This is a genomic window from Lysobacter oryzae DSM 21044, assembly GCF_059568595.1.
In genome coordinates, this window is the sequence record NZ_JCANTQ010000014.1 from 207,175 (window position 1) to 223,069 (window position 15,895).

General features: G+C 68.6%; 11 protein-coding genes. 3 read left to right on the forward strand and 8 right to left on the reverse strand.

Going from position 1 to position 15,895, the window contains the following annotated elements; genetic code table 11:
- Window positions 1-133: 133 nt before the first annotated feature.
- The 3 genes from BP05_RS14940 to BP05_RS14950 form a co-directional block, all read right to left on the reverse strand.
- Window positions 134-832, reverse strand: coding sequence for an HNH endonuclease (locus BP05_RS14940; RefSeq protein WP_496364866.1), 699 nt, complete (start codon window positions 830-832; stop codon window positions 134-136).
- Between the two features lie 111 nt (window positions 833-943).
- Complete coding sequence (locus BP05_RS14945) at window positions 944-2,734, reverse strand: acyl-CoA dehydrogenase C-terminal domain-containing protein (RefSeq protein ID WP_496364868.1); 1,791 nt, start codon at window positions 2,732-2,734, stop codon at window positions 944-946.
- A 109-nt stretch (window positions 2,735-2,843) separates the two neighbouring features.
- A complete protein-coding gene (locus BP05_RS14950; RefSeq protein ID WP_496364870.1) occupies window positions 2,844-3,323 on the reverse strand; it encodes an LEA/WHy family protein in 480 nt (159 codons plus the stop codon).
- A gap of 386 nt (window positions 3,324-3,709) precedes the next feature.
- Between BP05_RS14950 and BP05_RS14955 the strand changes: the two genes are divergently transcribed.
- Both BP05_RS14955 and BP05_RS14960 read left to right on the forward strand, forming a co-directional pair.
- A complete protein-coding gene (locus BP05_RS14955) occupies window positions 3,710-4,756 on the forward strand; it encodes a hypothetical protein (RefSeq protein WP_496364872.1) in 1,047 nt (348 codons plus the stop codon).
- Between the two features lie 363 nt (window positions 4,757-5,119).
- On the forward strand, window positions 5,120-6,169 hold the full coding sequence (locus BP05_RS14960; protein WP_496364874.1) for a hypothetical protein: 1,050 nt from the start codon (window positions 5,120-5,122) through the stop codon (window positions 6,167-6,169).
- A gap of 86 nt (window positions 6,170-6,255) precedes the next feature.
- Here BP05_RS14960 and BP05_RS14965 read toward each other — a convergent pair whose 3' ends face one another.
- The 5 genes from BP05_RS14965 to BP05_RS14985 all read right to left on the reverse strand — a co-directional run bounded on the left by BP05_RS14965 (window position 6,256) and on the right by BP05_RS14985 (window position 12,849).
- Window positions 6,256-6,909, reverse strand: coding sequence for a response regulator (locus BP05_RS14965; RefSeq protein WP_496364876.1), 654 nt, complete (start codon window positions 6,907-6,909; stop codon window positions 6,256-6,258).
- A gap of 76 nt (window positions 6,910-6,985) precedes the next feature.
- Complete coding sequence (locus BP05_RS14970) at window positions 6,986-7,702, reverse strand: sensor histidine kinase (RefSeq protein ID WP_496364878.1); 717 nt, start codon at window positions 7,700-7,702, stop codon at window positions 6,986-6,988.
- On the reverse strand, window positions 7,695-11,018 hold the full coding sequence (locus tag BP05_RS14975) for a protein kinase domain-containing protein (RefSeq protein ID WP_496364880.1): 3,324 nt from the start codon (window positions 11,016-11,018) through the stop codon (window positions 7,695-7,697). The genes BP05_RS14970 and BP05_RS14975 overlap by 8 nt, the downstream gene beginning before the upstream one ends.
- A complete protein-coding gene (locus tag BP05_RS14980) occupies window positions 11,015-11,911 on the reverse strand; it encodes an FHA domain-containing protein (protein ID WP_496364882.1) in 897 nt (298 codons plus the stop codon). The genes BP05_RS14975 and BP05_RS14980 overlap by 4 nt, the downstream gene beginning before the upstream one ends.
- An 83-nt stretch (window positions 11,912-11,994) precedes the next feature.
- Window positions 11,995-12,849 carry a DUF6689 family protein gene (locus BP05_RS14985; protein WP_496364884.1) on the reverse strand — a complete coding sequence of 285 codons (855 nt, stop codon included), beginning with the start codon at window positions 12,847-12,849 and terminating at the stop codon, window positions 11,995-11,997.
- A 344-nt stretch (window positions 12,850-13,193) separates the two neighbouring features.
- Here BP05_RS14985 and BP05_RS14990 point away from each other — a divergent pair, with 344 nt between their 5' ends.
- Window positions 13,194-15,689 (forward strand): S8 family serine peptidase, encoded by a 2,496-nt coding sequence (locus BP05_RS14990; RefSeq protein ID WP_496364886.1) that lies wholly within the window; start codon window positions 13,194-13,196, stop codon window positions 15,687-15,689.
- Window positions 15,690-15,895: the final 206 nt, after the last annotated feature.

The following is a 15,895-nucleotide window of genomic DNA, read 5'->3' on the forward strand; positions in this document are numbered from 1 at the left end:
GCGGCGAGTGTTGCGCGGTGGCAGGGGGCCGTCAACGCGCGGTCAACGTCAGCTTGTGACGTACTTCGCGCAGATGCGGCTCCAGTCCGCTCGCCCGGGCCGCCGGCCGCCGGTTGCCGCGCGTTGAATCGGGCTATTGGACCGCCAGCTCCGGTCGCTTGCGCTTGGGCAGCTGTGCCTTCAGGAACGCCATCTGGTCCGCGAGGATGTTGCGGTTGCTGAGGATCAGGTGTTCGACCCAGCTCGGGCGGTACGGCACCGCGAGCAGAGGCATGCCGGCCTGCTGCGGCGTGCGGTTGCCCTTGCGCGAATTGCACTGGAAGCAGGCCGCGACCACGTTTTCCCAGACGTCGCGTCCGCCCTTGGACACCGGCAAGACGTGGTCGCGGGTGAGGTGCGGGCGGTTGAAGTCATGCCCGCAATACAGGCACAGGTAGGCATCTCGCGCGAAGAGGGCGGCATTGGTGAGCGCGGGCGTCGGATCCAGCGCGTGTGCTCGCGCATGACCGCGGGCAGCGACGATGGGGTGCAGCTCGATGAGGCTCTGCGTGCCGGTGCTGCGGCAGGTGCCGCCGTGCACCTGCAGGCATGGATCGCCGAGCGTCCAGGCCACGGCGCCGCGCGCATAGAGACAGGCAGCGTCCTGCCAGCTCATCCAGTCGAGGACGCGGCCGTGGGCATCCAGAGAAAGCAAACGGACCGCATTGAGGCGGTCCGTAGAGGGTCGGGCAACAAATTCGGGCGTCGAATGGAGGGCTGGATCTCGCGCGAGCATGTCCGCCGCACGGGTTCCAGTTCGGACCAGCCTCAGGTTGGCTCTGTCGGTCTCCATTGGGAAACCAGCTTATACGCCTATGTTTACGTTTTGTGTACCCGCGGTGCCGAATGCGCGAGCGGCCGGACATTCCCGCTTGCGCATGAATGCGCAAGCGGATGCCGCCGCTCAGGCGTCGAACGCCGTGTCCTCGAGCGCCGTCAGCGTGCTGGCGGGGCTTGCCATCGCCGCAGCGTGGGCCAGCGTGCGCGGCAGGATCCGCGCGAAGTAGAAGCGCGCGGTTTCCAGCTTTGCCTGCTTGAATGCGTCCGGATGCGACGAGGCATGCGCGGCCGCCACGCTGCGCGCCCACCAGTAGGCAAGGGTCACGTATCCGGAATACATCAGGTAGTCGTAGGACGCCGCGCCGATTTCCTCCGGACTCGCGATGGCGCGCTGTCCCACCTGCAGGGTCAGCTGCTGCCATTGCGCGACTTTCTCGCGCAGCGGGCCGATGAATTCGGCGACGCCCTCGTTGCCGGACTCGCTGTCGCAGAACTGCGTGATCATGCCGAGGAAGATCTTCAGTCCCGCGCCCTGCAGCTGCATGATCTTGCGGCCGAGCAGGTCCAGTGCCTGGATGCCGGTGGTGCCTTCGTACAGCGTGGTGATGCGCGCATCGCGGGCGAGCTGCTCCATGCCGTGCTCGGCGATGTAGCCGTGCCCGCCGAAGCACTGCAGCGCCTGGTAGGTACATTCCACGCCCCACTCGGTGAGGCAGGCCTTGACGATCGGGGTGAGGAAACCAACCAGCGCATCGGCGCGCTGGCGCTCTTCTTCGGTCGGCGCACGCTCGGACACATCGACCTGGAGTCCCGCGTAGTAGCTGAGTGCGCGACCACCTTCGACCAAGGCCTTGCAGGTCAGCAGCATGCGGCGCACGTCAGGCTGGACGATGATCGGATCGGCCGGTTTGTCGGGGAACCTGGCGCCGGCCAGGGATCGACCCTGCAGCCGCTCGCGCGAATAGCGCAAGGCGTTCTGCCAGGCGCGGTCGGACAAGCCCAGGCCCTGCACCCCGACACCGAGGCGCGCAGTGTTCATCATGGTGAACATCGCCATCAGGCCCTTGTTCGGCTGGCCGATCAGGTAGCCCTGCGCGCCGTCGAAGTTCAGTACGCACGTCGCCGAGCCGTGGATGCCCATCTTGTGCTCGATGCTGCCGCAGCGCACCGCGTTTGCATCGCCGATCGCGCCGTCGCGCGCGACCTTGCGCTTGGGCACGATGAACAACGAGATCCCCTTGCTGCCGGCGGGCGCATCGGGAAGCTTGGCGAGCACCAGGTGCACGATGTTCTCGGTCATGTCGTGCTCGCCGGCGGTGATGAAGATCTTGGTGCCGGTGATGGAATACGACCCGTCGGTGTTCGGCACGGCCCGGGTCTTGAGCAGGCCGAGGTCGGTGCCGCAGTGCGGCTCGGTCAGGCACATCGTCCCGGTCCAGCGACCGTCCACCAGCGGCTTGAGGAAGACCTCGCGCTGCCAGTCCTCGCCGTGGTGCAGCAGCGCGTCGGTGGCGCCGTGCGAGAGCAGGGGAAAGTTGCCCCAGGCCAGGTTCGCCGCGTCGATCATCTCCTTCAGCGGCACGCCGGCACTGTAGGGAAGTCCCTGCCCGCCGAATTCCACCGGCGAGACCAGGCCGGTCCAGCCGCCATCGATGAATTGGGCATACGCCTGCTTGAAACCGGGCGGCGTGGCGACCGCGCCAGTGTCCTTGTCGAACCTGCAGCCGATGCGATCGCCGGTCTCGTTGAGCGGCGCGAGGACCGTCTCGGTGAAGCGCGCGGCTTCGTCGAGCACGGCGTCGAGCACGTCGCGCGTGGCTTCGGTGTGGCCGAGGCGGGCATATTCCTGTTCGGCGCCGAGCATGTCGTACAGCACGAAGCGCATGTCGCTGAGGGGTGCTTTGTAAGTGCTCATGTCGGCTGCCGTAGGTTGCGAATGGTTGACCGGCGAGGCCGGTGTGCCGAAGTCTGCTTCGGCGATCTAGAGCCGGGACTTCAAGCGGCGTGAGCGGCTGGCTGACCGATCAGCGCAGCACGCCGGGAAGTCCAGGGGCGGGATTGAGCTCGCTGCCGCGCTTGATGGTGAAGCTTCGCTGGCGCTTTTCGTCCGGCGTTGCGGTGATCGTGCCGCTCAGCGTGTAGGCAATGCTGCGGCCGCCGGCGAGTGCGTCGGCAACGGCTAGCTTGCCGGCGGCCTGGGGCGTCAGGACGGTGGTGAACACGTCGGCCGACTCCGGGCCGATGGAAATCGCCGGCTGCGCGGTGACATGGCCCGCCTCGTCATCTCCGAACGCGAGCACCAGGTCGACCGCGTCGAAACGCATCGGGATGCTGCTGAAGTTCTCTATCCGCAGCTCGACCGACCAGCGCCCATCGCCACGCACGGTGAGCTGCTGGACCTGCGCGGAGGGCTCGGAAACGCGGCGCACCGGGCCGTGTGAGCAGGCCGCCAGCAGCAGGGTCGCCGCGATTGCAACGCCACGCATCCACGATCCTGCTTTCATGCCCGCCGCCTCCATCGTGATTGGAAGGTGAGCATACAACGCGTGGAAGAAGCGAAGCCGGCCATTTTCCAGCCATTGTGCGCGTGTCCGCGGCTCACGGACGGATGGTCCGTCCATTGCAGCCCTTCGCGGTGGGCGTCGAGTTGCTCGCCATGCGCGGGCCGTTCGTCTTCCCCTCACATCCAGTCGTCGGAGGCACGAAGCACATGGCGTGCGCGCCTAACGATTTGCGTCAGTCCGCGCGCGAGGTGCGACGAGGTGCCGTGCGCGGTTGCGTCACAACCTGCCACTTAGGCGCGGCCCCAGGCGGTTTCAATCCTTCACGTCACTCAAACGCAGCGCATTTCTAGCCTTGCGATGCCATTGGGGCATCTCTGGGGGGTTCTATGAAAGCTCGTCTGATTGCAGTTTCTGCCGTCCTGGCTGCCGGCGCCGCTATCGCCGCCACATCCGCGACAGCCGCAAGACCTGCTGCAGCTGGCTACGTTCCCGTGACCGAACGCGGGCAGGCGGCCGCGCAGATCGTGCGGAAATGGGCCGGGTATGTTCAACACGTGCACCACACCGCCCCGGTTGCCTGGGCGCGCGCCATGGGCCCGCTGTTCGCGCAGGCGGACCTGTACAACATGAAGCGCGCGGCACAGATGACAACCTATGAAGGCATGATGGCCACCCTGCTGGGCCAGCGGATCACGGACCGGGAAATCATCGACAAGATGGCCAAGTCGGACGGCTCCCTGGGGGTCATCCAGTCGCTCGGCAGTCCGTCTTCCGACCTGGTCTACACGGCGATTCCGCCGTGCCGGATCATCGATACCCGACTGGCTGGCGGACCCATCGCCACGGACTCGGTGCGCGACTTCAACTCGTCCGGCACCGATTTCCTTGCCCAGGGCGGAGATGGCGGCGATTGCGGGATTCCCGCCGATGCGTCCGCGATCCTGATGAACGTCACCGTCGTCGACCCGACGCGACAGGGTTACCTCACGCTGTACCCGTTTGGAACGGCGCGACCGCTGGCCTCGCAGTTGAACTATGTGATCGGCGACATCAAGGGGAACGAGGTGATCGTGAAGCAGACTCTCGGCCAGCCCTACGACTTCTCTGTGTATGCAAACGGCGCTACCCATGTCGTCGCAGACGTCGCCGGTTATTTCATGGCGCCCGTGGCAACGGCGTTCGAATGCGTGTCGGCGACGAGCGCGACAACTACGGTAGCGGCAGGCGACGGCTGGGATCTCTCGGCCACCTGTCCGACGGGCTTCTCCGGCGTCGGCGGCGGCCTGGATATTCCCGCGGGCAGCGACGACATGACCACGAGCGAGTCCCATCCGATTGGCACCACCGGCTGGCATACCTCGGGTCGCAACACCTCCGGCGCGACCCAGATCATCAAGACGCGCGTCACCTGTTGCCGGGTGCCTGGGCGCTGACGGACGGGACGCACGACATGCCGACGCCCCTTCGGGGCGTTGGCATGTCGGGAGGGCGCGCGGGGTGCGCACGGCTGCGCTCGATGTTGCGAATTGGCGAGAGCCGTGTGAAATCGGCGCGATATGTGAGCCGTTCGTCGCGAAAAAGATGCCGTTCGTAAGGACGTGGGCCGTTGAGCGCCGCCAGTCCGGCTCTGCGCGCCACTCCAGACACAAGGCGGGGCGCGGGTCCATGACCCTGTCCGTCACAAGTTGCCAATTGTGAGGGGCGTCACGCTTTGGAATTGCACGAATGTGACGGTGTTCCCACTTGCCCTGCCGGCATAGCATGGCCGCACCAATGGGGGCATAGGGGAGCCCGATATGAAAGTCCGTCTGATCGCAATTTCTGCTGTGCTCGCGGCGACCGCCGCCATCGCCACCACCGCCACCGTCACGGCTGCCCGTCCGGGTGCCGGGTCCTACGTTCCCGTGACGGAACGCGGCCAGGCGGCTGCGCAGATCATTCGCAAGTGGGCTGGCTACGTGCAGCAGGTCCACCGCACCAGCCCGACCGCCTGGTCGCGCGCCATGGGCCCGCTGTTCGCCCAGGCGGACGTCAACAACATGAAGCGCGCCGCGCAGATGACGACCTACGAAGGCATGATGGCCACGCTGGTCGGCCAGCGCACGACTGACCAGGCCATCATCGACCAGATGGCCAAGTCGGACGGTTCGCTCGCCGTGATCCAGGCGCTGGGCAGCCCGTCCTCCGACCTGGTGTTCACGTCCATCACGCCCTGCCGAATCCTCGACACGCGCCTCTCGGGCGGTGCCATCGCCACCGATGGGGTCCGCGACTTCAATTCGTCGGGCCTGGACTTCATGGCCCAGGGTGGTTCCGATACCGACTGCAGCGTGCCGGCTGACGCTTCCGCGGTCCTGGTCAACGTGACCGTCGTCGACGTGAAGCGCCAGGGTTACCTGACCCTTTACCCGTATGGCGTCGAGCGCCCGCTGGCCTCGCAGCTCAACTACAACGTGGGCGACATCAAGGGCAACGAGGTCATCGTCAAGCAGACCCTCGGCCAGCCCTTCGACTTCTCGATCTACGCCAACGGCGAAACCGACGTCGTCGCCGACATCGCTGGCTACTTCATGGCCCCGGTGGCTGGCGCACTGGAGTGCATCACCGCCAACGGCACCCAGTCGCAGGTCGCGGCCGGCGCGGCTTATTCGCTCACCGCAACGTGTCCGACCGGCTACGCGGTCTCTGGCGGCGGCGTGCGCGTGCCGGGCGGCAGCACCGACATGACCACGAGCGAGTCGTATCCGCAGGGCAGCACGAGCTGGCTGGTCAACGGCCGCAACACCTCGGGCGCCTCGCAGACGATGCAGGCCCGCGCCAACTGCTGCCGCGTGCCGGGCCGCTGATCCAAGCTTCAATCGGCTGTAGCGCGAACGCCCCTTCGGGGGCGTTCGTTTTTTTGGGCAACAAACGCTCAATCGCGCGCGGCGATTCAGTCCAGCAGGCCCTTGCGCAGGGCGAACCGCACCAGTTCGGCGGTGTTGCGCACGCCGACCTTGTCGAGCACGCGGGCGCGATGGTTCTCGGCGGTCTTGGCGCTGATGTCCAGGGCGCGGGCGATTTCCTTGGTGGTCATGCCCTCGGCGATGAGGTGGAAGACCTCGCGCTCGCGCGTCGTGAGCCGGCCGTACGGATCATCGACCTGGCGTTCCGGATTCTGCAGTTGCTCGGCGAGGATGCGCGCCGCCTGCGGCCCGAAGTAGCCTCGACCGTCGCGCAGGCACTGTATGGCGGCGAGCAGTTCGGACGCGGCACTGTCCTTGACCAGGTAGCCGGAGGCACCGGCACGTACCAGTTGCAGCACGTATTCGTCTTCGCTGTGCATGGTAAGCACCAGCACCCGCGCTTCGGGCAGCGCCTCGCGCAGGCGGCGCACCACCTCGATGCCATTGAGGTGCGGCATCGAGATGTCGGTGATGACGATGTCAGGCCGGGTGGCGAGGGCCTTCTCTACCGTTTCCAGGCCATCGGAGGCCTGCGCCACTACCTGGATGTCGCCGGCGCTCTGCAGCAGGTTGACCAGCGATTCGCGGACCAGCGTGTGGTCGTCGGCGATCAGGACTCGGACGGCGGCTAGGTTCCCCATGCGCGCTAACCTGCGCGTGGCGAGGTCGTTGCGTCAAGCCGTGGCGGCGCTTCCCAGAGGCGGGGCGACGCCTGGGTCAGCTCGCGGGCAGCGGCACCACCGCGCGCAGGCGCGTGCCTTGGCCGGGCGTCGAATGCACCTCCAGCCGCCCGTCGTACAGGCGCAGGCGTTCGCGCATGCCGCCCAGGCCGCTGCCGCCGCTGTGCAACGCGGCCTCAGGGTCGCAGCCCCGCCCGTCGTCAGCCACCTGCAGTTGGATCAGGCCGGCGCGTGCGACCAAGCGGACCAGCACGCTGCCGGCCTGGGCATGCTTGGCGGCGTTGTTCAGCGCCTCCTGGGCGACTCGGAAGAGCAGGGTCTGCAGGTCGGTGTCCAGCACCGGCAGGGGTTCGATGTCGACGCTGATGTCCAGGCCGCTGGCCTCGCCCTGGCTGCGCGCGAGCCAGCGCAAGGCCGCTTCCAGGCCCAGGTCGTCGAGTACCGGCGGGCGCAGCAGCCGCGACAGCTGGCGGGTGTCCTCGAGCGTGTCGCCGCACAGGGCGATCGCGGCTTCCAGTGCGGCGCGCGTGTCCGTGCTCCCCACCGGGAGCGTGCCGATGATGGCTGCCAGCCGATGCTTGATCGCGGTCAGGTTCTGGCCGACGCCGTCGTGCAGCTCGCGTGCGAGGCGCCGGCGCTCGTCTTCCTGCACCCGCCAGACGGCGCGGCCGAGTCGGCGGAATTCGCGCTCGTTGCGCTGCAGGCGCTCGAGCAGGTCCTGGTACTGCTGGCGCAGGGAATCGAGGTCATCCATCGGCGTTGGCCAGCGGCAGGCCGCCGCTGCGCGGCGGTAGCGACTTGTCGAACGACGTCCGCAACGGGAGCGGTATGCGCGCGCGCAGCCTGCCGAGGGCGGCATCGGCGGCGTCGCCACACGAGGACGAAGCGTGCCCTGCGCTGTCGATGCAGCTTGCGCGCACCAGTTCATGCAACCGCCATGCATCGATGTATTCGCCCCGGCGCAGCAGCGGCATGGCCTCGCGATAGGCGGCCATCACGCCCTTGCCATCGCGCCGTTCCACCGCGCTTCGCATCGCGGCCAGCAGATAGCGCAGGCGCAGCGGCACGTTGCCGAGCGCGGCGGTCTGGCGATCCAGCATCGGCGGGAGCGATGGTTCCTGCAGCGCGACCTGCAATTGCAGCTGCTTCACGCCCGAGGCGCGTGCGAGCCGCCGGGCCTTGGCGACGGCGGTGGCGGCGGCGACGCGGTCGCCACCCCGGTTCGCAAGCTCCGCCTGCAGCAGCGCGGCAATCCCTTGTTGTTCCGCGGATGCCTGCGCGATGGCGCCGGCGAGGGTGGCCAGCGCCTTGGTCGCCTCCGCATCCGCGCGCACGGCCAGCAACGCCTGCACGCGCAGCAGACCGGCATCGGCGATGCCACGTCCATCTTCGCGCTCGCGGAACAGGGCTTCGGCCTTGGCCGCCTGTTCGATCGCGCTGTCGATGTGGCCCTGTTGCAGTTCGAGTTCCGCCAGGTTGCGCCGGCTCACCGCGGCCTCCTCGAGCATCTGCTGCTTCTCCGCGGCGGCCAGCGAGCCCTCGATCTGCCGGCGCGCTTCGTTCCACTGGCCGCGTGCGATCGCCAGCAGGCCAAGGTTCTGCTGCGTGCGGATGATGCCGGTCTGGTCGCCCAGCTCGCGGTAGGCGTTGGCCGACTGCACCAGGTACGCCTGCGCGTCGTCGTAGGCCCCAAGCTGGTAATGCGCGAAGCCGATGTCGTTGAGCGCCTGCGCGGTCCCGCCCTTCTCGCCGAGTTGCTGCCAGCTCTGCAGCGCGCCGCGGAAGTGGGCGAGGGCGGCGGGATAGTCGCCCCGCTCCTCGGCCAGGATGCCCTGCTCGTTCTCCACCGCCGCGAGGCCGCCGCGATCGCCCAGCGCCGCGTGCAGTCCGGCCGCCTGCTTCAGCGCGTCCGCGGCCTCGTCGAAGTTGCCCTGCTGGCTGAGGATATTGCCGAGATTGCGCAGGCTGGTGGCCAGGCCGCGACGGTTGCCGACCGCACGCCGCAATTCCACCGCTTCGCGGTACTGCTTCTCGGCATCGGCCGTCTGCCCCAGGCGGGCGTAGCCGATGCCCAGGGCGTTGGCGGTTTCGGCTTCGCCATAGCGGTTGCCGCTGCGCTTGTAGAGCACGAGGGCGCGCACGAGATGCTCGTCGACCGCGCTCTGCGCGTCGCCGGCGAGGATCGAGAACTTGCCCAGTTCAAACCAGGCGCGTGGATCGTTGGCGTCGCGCGCCACCAGCTTCTGCAGCGCGGTGATCGCGCCCTTGAAGTCGCCGCCCGCGCCGAGCGCGCGGGCGTAGCCGAGCTCGGCGAAGGTGTTGTCCGGCGCCTGCGCCAGCTCCGCCCGCCATTCGGCCGCCGCCGCGGGCGGGTCGCCATCGAGCAGGGCGCGTTCGGCGCGGAAGCGGCGTTGCAGAGCGGTCGCGCGCGCCTGGTCGGCGCTGCGCTGGCCGGCTTCGATCGCTTCGTACGCGGCGTCGGCTTCGCCGACGGCCTGCGCCATGTCGGCTTGCAGCAGCCAGGCCGGCGCGAAGTCCGGCGCTAGTTGTGTTGCCTTGCGCGCGAACGTCAATGCATCGGCCGGCGCGCTGCGTTGCCTGGCCAGCAGCGCCGCGCCGTATGCATCCAGCGCCTCGCCGCGGCACGGCGACGGGCAGGGCGGCAGCGCGAGGGAGAGTGCCGGTGCGCGTGCCCCCAGCGCGCGTGCCAGAGCGGGCGTGCTGGCCAATTGTGCGAAGGCAGCGGTGGGGTCGTCACCCATGGCGTCGAACGATGCCGGCCGGGCACCGTCCTGCTGCAGTCGCGCGCTGGCACGCCAGCGCCTGGCCACCGGCTGCAGCTCCAACTGCAATACCCGATCGGCACCGACGATGCGTTGCAGTGCCTTCGTGTCGAGGCTGGCCGCACCGGCAGGATCGAGTTGGCGCAGCGCCTGGTGCGTCCGCTCGTCTTCGACCACCGCGGTTCCCGCGCTCGCCTGCAGCGAATTGCGTAGCAAGGCGGCGAGCGCTGCGGCACGCGCTTCGCCGATCGCGCCGGAGGAAGACCGCAACGGCATCACCAGCACGCGATGCAGGGGCGCCACGGCGGCAATGCCGGCAGGCGTTGGGGGATGGGCATATCGCCATGCCGTATAGCCGCCGCCGCCGAGCACGGCCATGAGCACCGCAGCGAGCAGGGCATGCCTGCGGGTCAGCGCCAACTCGCGCGGAACCTCGCGGGTATCGATCGCGCGCACCACCGCCTCCGCGCTCTGCAGTCGGTGCGCCGGTTGCACGCGCAGCAGCCGGTCGGTCAGGCGGGCCAACCAGGCGGGCGTCTGGGGCTTGGCCTGCGTCACCGGCGGCGGCGAACGCAGCATGCGTTGCGCCAGGATCTCGCTCAGCGTGCCGCCCTGGAACGGCATGGCGCCGGTGAGCATTTCGTACAGGATCAGCCCCAGCGTGTAGAGGTCGCTGCGCGGATCGATGGCGTCGCCGCGCGCCTGTTCCGGCGACAGGTAATCGGGGGTGCCGACCACCGCCCCGGACTGGGTCAGTCCGTTGCTGGCCAGCGATCGCGCCACGCCGAAGTCGCTGATGTAGGCGTTGCCGTCGCGATCGATGAGCACGTTGGCGGGTTTGAGATCGCGGTGGATAACACCGCGCGCATGCGCGGCGGCCAACCCCTCCGCCAGTTGCCTGGCGATGCCGGCGGCGACGTCGGGCGCGAGCGCGCCTTCGCGGTCGAGGCGCCGGTCGAGGCCTTCGCCGTCGATGTAATCCATGCTGATCAGCCACTGGCCTTCGTGCTGGGCCAGGTCGTGGATGCGGACGACACGCGGGCTCGATACCTGCCGCGCCATCAGCAGTTCCTGGCGGAAACGCTCGAAGGCGCCGGCGCGCGAGGCGAGTTCGGGACGCAGCAGCTTCACCGCGACCGGGATGTCCAGCGCAAGGTCGGTGGCGCGGTAGACCACGCCCATGCCGCCGATGCCGAGCATCGCCTCGATACGGAAACGCCCGGCCAATACCGTGCCGGGCGCGTGCTGGTGCTGGGCGTAGAGGCCGGTGGCGGTCGGCTCGCTCATGTCGAGGTGTCCATGGGCGTCGGAGACGTGGCATGGCCGACGAGCGTGCGCCAGCGCGGGGCACTGTCGAGCGACTGCATCGCGCGGCGTGTGAGCAGGTACAGCGAAGCGCTCTCGGCGAAGGCGTTGAGCAGTTCCAGGTCGAAATCGGTGATGGGTTCGCCCGGTCCGCGGCGATCGGCGTAAACCGCGCCGAACACATTGCGGCCATCCGACAGCGGCAGGCACACCAGCGTCGTCAGGCCGCCAGCGACCACCGAGGCGCGTCCGGACAACCAGGCCTCGTTGCCAATGTTGTTGACGACCAGCGGCTTGCCGCTCGTGATGGCGCGCTCCACCGCGCCGACGCTGCCGGAGAACACGCGTTCGTCCAGCGCTCCGGCATCGAGCTGCAGGCTTGCGCAGACCATGAAGTCGCCCAGGCGCGGATTCGCCAGCAGCATGAAGCCGCGCGTGCAGCCCGACAGTTCGATCACGCCGCGCAGCACATGCGCGGGCAGGGAATCCGGGTCCGACTGCTGCGATACGCGCAGCGCCATCGCCTGCGAGAGTGCGCGCCGGTCGGCCTGGCGGCCGCGCAGGGCGGCGGCTTGCGACTCGTCCAGTTGGCCGAAATCGCAATAGCTGTCCCCCAGGCGTAGCCAGCACTGGGCGGGCAGTGGATGGTCGGTGACGGCGATGCCGTCGACGAAGGTGCCGTTCTTGCTGCCCAGGTCGCGCAGCCACCAGCGGCCGTCACGATGGTAGATCTCGGCATGGGCGCGCGAGACGGAAGGATGGGCGATGACGAGGTCGCATTCGGGGTCACGGCCCATGCGCAGCCGCTGGTCGGGCTGCAGCCATCGGCTCACGGCCGCGGCATCGGGCGGATACGCAATCAGGCGGGCCTGCATGCGGGCATCTTAGCGCGGGGTCCGCCACGCAGGCAGCAGCCGGACCGGGTCGCGACGACCCGATCCGGCGACGCGCGCGGAGGCTATTGGCCGAAGTCGCGCAGGTAGGCGACGCTGAAGCGCAGCGTGTTGGCGCCGGCCACCAGGTTGCCGGCCTGGTTGTCGACATCGCGCGTCGCGCGCCACTCGTTGGGAATGAACTGGCCGGCCCGCGCCTGGACCCGCGCGCGGAAGGCATCGACGGCGCTGATGGCGGCGGTGTAGTCCGCATTGTCGACCGCGGTCTCGGCCTGGTTGAGGTAGGCGTCGAGCGCGCCGCGTTCGGACTGCGGCAGCGCCGCGACCTTGCCGCGCAGCCATGCGAGCTTTTCCTCGATCACCGACGCGCTGGTGCGCAGGTCGGTGACGATGAGGAACTGCGAGAAGCCGCCGTAGGTCGTGCGCGCGCGCACGCTGCCCTGGGCGATCTCGTCGGTGACATCGCGGAACGCGCCGCCCAGCGGCGCCTTCAGCACGCGGAAGGAACTGCCGACGGAGTAGGGAATCGCGTGGGTGTGGATCTCCAGGCGTCCGGTGTTGCGGAAGCTGAGGCCACCCGTCGCCGGAGGCTCGATGGTGATCATCAACGGCAACGCGCTGGGCAGCGCCAGCAGGTTGAGATCCGGCAGGCGCGAAAGCAGCGCAGGATCGGCGAGGCTGACCTGCTGCGCGCTCACGCCCAGGCTGGCGGGGCTGAGCCCGGTGGCGTCCTGGAAGTCCAGGCTGAGTTCGGCGAGCGGGCTGGTCGGCGTGCCGATCACCGCATCGGCGTGATTGCCGGAGGCGGTCACGCTCACCGGCAGGCTCTGCGCGGCGACGCCTGCGCTCGCGAGCATGAGCAGGCCGCCGGCCAGCAGGCCGGCGAGGCGGGTCGAGATCCGGTTCAAGAACAAATTCATGTCAGACAGCTCCGCAAAGCGATCCCCGACGCTCCCGGCTTCGTTTCCGGATCGCGCGCCGCGGGGCACTGGCGGCGCGCCTGTTGCGCAGTCCCAAGCCATCCCAGAAGCCACAGCCGCGCACCCGGAGCGTACGTGGCCCGACCGCCCGGCGTCTGTAGGTGTTTACCCCCAGGTTGACGCGTGATTCAGGCGGATGAAGCCGGTGTGTAGGACTGGACCTGGCTGGGGGATTTTCCCCGGCCGGCATGGAGGCTCTTCCGGATGGGAGCGGGGCGGCAAGCCGGCGAACACTGCGATGGCGTGCTCCATCCCGTGAGCAGCCACCTTGGAGATCGTCCGCCATGTTGTTCCATGCCCCCATCAAGTTGAGCGCACTCGCCATCGGCCTGCTGGCCAGCGGCGTCGCTCTTGCCGATGCCCACCTGGATCCGCAACTGCTCTCGCGCATGGACAGCGCCGCCTCGACCGACGAACTCCAGGTCGTCGTGAGCTACAAGCAGTCCGCCCCGGTCACGCCGGGCCAGATCGCCGCGCTGCAGTCGCTCGGCATCACCAAGGGCATCACCATGCACACGCTGCCGATCGCCGGGATCGTCGCCACGCCGGCCGAGATCCGCGCCCTGGCCAAGCGCAGCGACGTCGCCTCGGTGTACTGGAACGCGCCGCTGCGCTACTTCAACAAGGAAGCGCGCGAGATCACCAGCACCGCACGCGCACAGGCCAACCCGGGCGACTACGGCCGCGCGGTGCCCTTCAGCGGGCGTGGCGTGACCGTGATGGTCAACGACTCGGGCATCGATGCCACCCACGACGACGTCAAGCTTGGCACGCACGTGGTCGACAACGTGCTGGCGCCGCAGAACGTGCTGGCGGAAGTCGCCGCCGAGCTGTCGCCCGGCATCGTGCCGATCACGCACCTCAACAACGTGCCCAACACGGACCTCGGATCGGGCCACGGCACGCACTGCGCCGGCATCGTGGGCGGCAACGGTGCACGCAGCAACGGCCTGTACCGCGGCGCGGCGCCCGGCGCCGACCTGGTCGGTTACGGCTCCGGCGCGGTGCTGTTCGTGCTCGACGCGGTCGGCGGGCTCGACTACGCGGCCACGCACCAGTTCGACTACAGCACGCCGATCCGCGTGGTTTCCAATTCGTGGGGTTCGTCGGGCAAGTTCGATCCCGAGAATCCGGTCAACATCGCCAGCTACGAGCTGTACAAGCGCGGCATCGTCAGCGTGTTCGCCGCGGGCAACGATGGCCCCGGCGAAGACACCCACAACCCGTACGCGCAGGCGCCGTGGGTGATCTCGGTCGGCGCCGGCGAGAAGGATGGCGTGCTCACCAGCTTCTCCTCGCGCGGCAAGCGCGGCGAGAGCGGCAGCTTCACCACCGCCGACGGCAAGACCTGGACCTACTACAACCAGCCCACGATCGTCGCGCCGGGCGTCGACATCGTCTCGACCCGCGACCTCGCCGGCGCGCTGCCGCCGCTGGAAGCGCAGCACGACGCGGAAACCCTCGACCCGCAGTACCTGCCGTTCTACACGCACATGAGCGGCACCTCGATGGCGACGCCGCACGTGGCCGGCATCATCGCGCTGCTGCTCGAGGCCAATCCGAACCTCACCCCGGCGCAGATCAAGGACATCCTGATCCGCACCGCGTCCAACATGACCGGCCGCCTCGCCTGGGAAGCGGGCAGCGGCCACGTCAACGCGTATGAGGCCCTCGCCGCGGCGACCGGCCTGCGCAGCGACTACGGTGCCACCGTCAACACGCTGCGCACCTTCAACAGCAACGCCGTGCTGACCGGCGGCGTACCGAACGTGCCGTTCTCGATCGACTTCGCGCCGGTCGGCACGGTGGAGTCGCAGAGCTTCACGGTCGGACCGGACATCGCCTGGGTGGCCGCGCGCGCCGAGGTGGGTGACAACACCATCGCCATCGTCCTGACCGATCCGGACGGCAACAAGTACGGCTCGTCGATCTCCGAGCCGGTGCTCAACGAAACGATCAGCACCGGCGCGCCGGGCAAGGCCGGCACCTGGACGGTCACGGTGCGTGGCATCGGCTCGGTCTCGGGCACCGCCCTGGACCCGCTCAAGGTCACCAACGGTTACGGCCTGCCGGGCACGGTCAGCGGTGAGATCAGCTTCCTCAAGAGCGGCGGCTACACCGGGCTCAACGACATCGCGGGCCATGGCGCGCGCCAGGCGATCGAGTTCGCGATCGCCAACCGGCTCATGGATGGTTACGCCGACGGCAGCTTCCGTCCCGACCAGATCCTCAAGCGTTCGGAAATGGCGCAATACCTGACCATGGGTGCCAGCGTCCGCCAGCACCTGCCGTTCAACGGCCAGCGCAGCGCCAGCGACGTGCCGCTTACGTCCTCCGCCTACGCCTACGTGGAAGCCGCCATTGCCAAGGGCGCACCGCTGCGCGACCTGAGCAATGCGCATGACGGCGTGATGGGCCTGGTCAACGGACAGTTCCGTCCGAACGACTATGTCACCCGGGTCAGCCTGGCCTACTCGCTGGTGCAGTCGATGGGCCTGCAGGAGCAGGCACGCGCGTTCAGCGGCGACCTCACCGTGTTCTACGACGGCAAGCGCATCGCGATCGACGACGCGGCTTCGATTCCCGCCAGCCTGCGCGGTTACGCGCAACTGGCACTGGACCAGGGCCTGATCAATGCACGCTTCGCGCTGACGCAGGGGCCGTTCGACCTGCAGCCCACGCTGCATGCCTACTTCGATCCGTCGCGGACCGTGACCCGCGCGGGCTATGCGGTGGCGGCCGGTCGCTTCCAGGCGGCGTACCAGGCGGCAGAGGACTGACAGGAATCGATTCGGGCGCACGGACGCGCCCAAGCCGATGGAAGAGCCCGCAGGGATGCGGGCTTTTTCATGCATGGCCCGCGGCCGCGCGCGCACGCGCAGGTGCCAGAACGTTGGCGTTCGATGCGTCCGCGCGCGCAGGCATGACGACTCGCCGCAACGGGCAGCCGCGGCAACGCCCGACAAAACAAAAGGGCCTGCATCGC

Excerpts from the sequence above, each read along its gene's own strand:
- BP05_RS14940 (WP_496364866.1), bottom strand. The coding sequence starts at position 832 with ATGGAGACCGACAGAGCCAACCTGAGGCTGGTCCGAACTGGAACCCGT.
- BP05_RS14945 (WP_496364868.1), bottom strand. The coding sequence starts at position 2,734 with ATGAGCACTTACAAAGCACCCCTCAGCGACATGCGCTTCGTGCTGTAC.
- BP05_RS14950 (WP_496364870.1), bottom strand. The coding sequence starts at position 3,323 with ATGAAAGCAGGATCGTGGATGCGTGGCGTTGCAATCGCGGCGACCCTG.
- BP05_RS14955 (WP_496364872.1), top strand. The coding sequence starts at position 3,710 with ATGAAAGCTCGTCTGATTGCAGTTTCTGCCGTCCTGGCTGCCGGCGCC.
- BP05_RS14960 (WP_496364874.1), top strand. The coding sequence starts at position 5,120 with ATGAAAGTCCGTCTGATCGCAATTTCTGCTGTGCTCGCGGCGACCGCC.
- BP05_RS14965 (WP_496364876.1), bottom strand. The coding sequence starts at position 6,909 with ATGGGGAACCTAGCCGCCGTCCGAGTCCTGATCGCCGACGACCACACG.
- BP05_RS14970 (WP_496364878.1), bottom strand. The coding sequence starts at position 7,702 with ATGGATGACCTCGATTCCCTGCGCCAGCAGTACCAGGACCTGCTCGAG.
- BP05_RS14975 (WP_496364880.1), bottom strand. The coding sequence starts at position 11,018 with ATGAGCGAGCCGACCGCCACCGGCCTCTACGCCCAGCACCAGCACGCG.
- BP05_RS14980 (WP_496364882.1), bottom strand. The coding sequence starts at position 11,911 with ATGCAGGCCCGCCTGATTGCGTATCCGCCCGATGCCGCGGCCGTGAGC.
- BP05_RS14985 (WP_496364884.1), bottom strand. The coding sequence starts at position 12,849 with ATGAATTTGTTCTTGAACCGGATCTCGACCCGCCTCGCCGGCCTGCTG.
- BP05_RS14990 (WP_496364886.1), top strand. The coding sequence starts at position 13,194 with ATGTTGTTCCATGCCCCCATCAAGTTGAGCGCACTCGCCATCGGCCTG.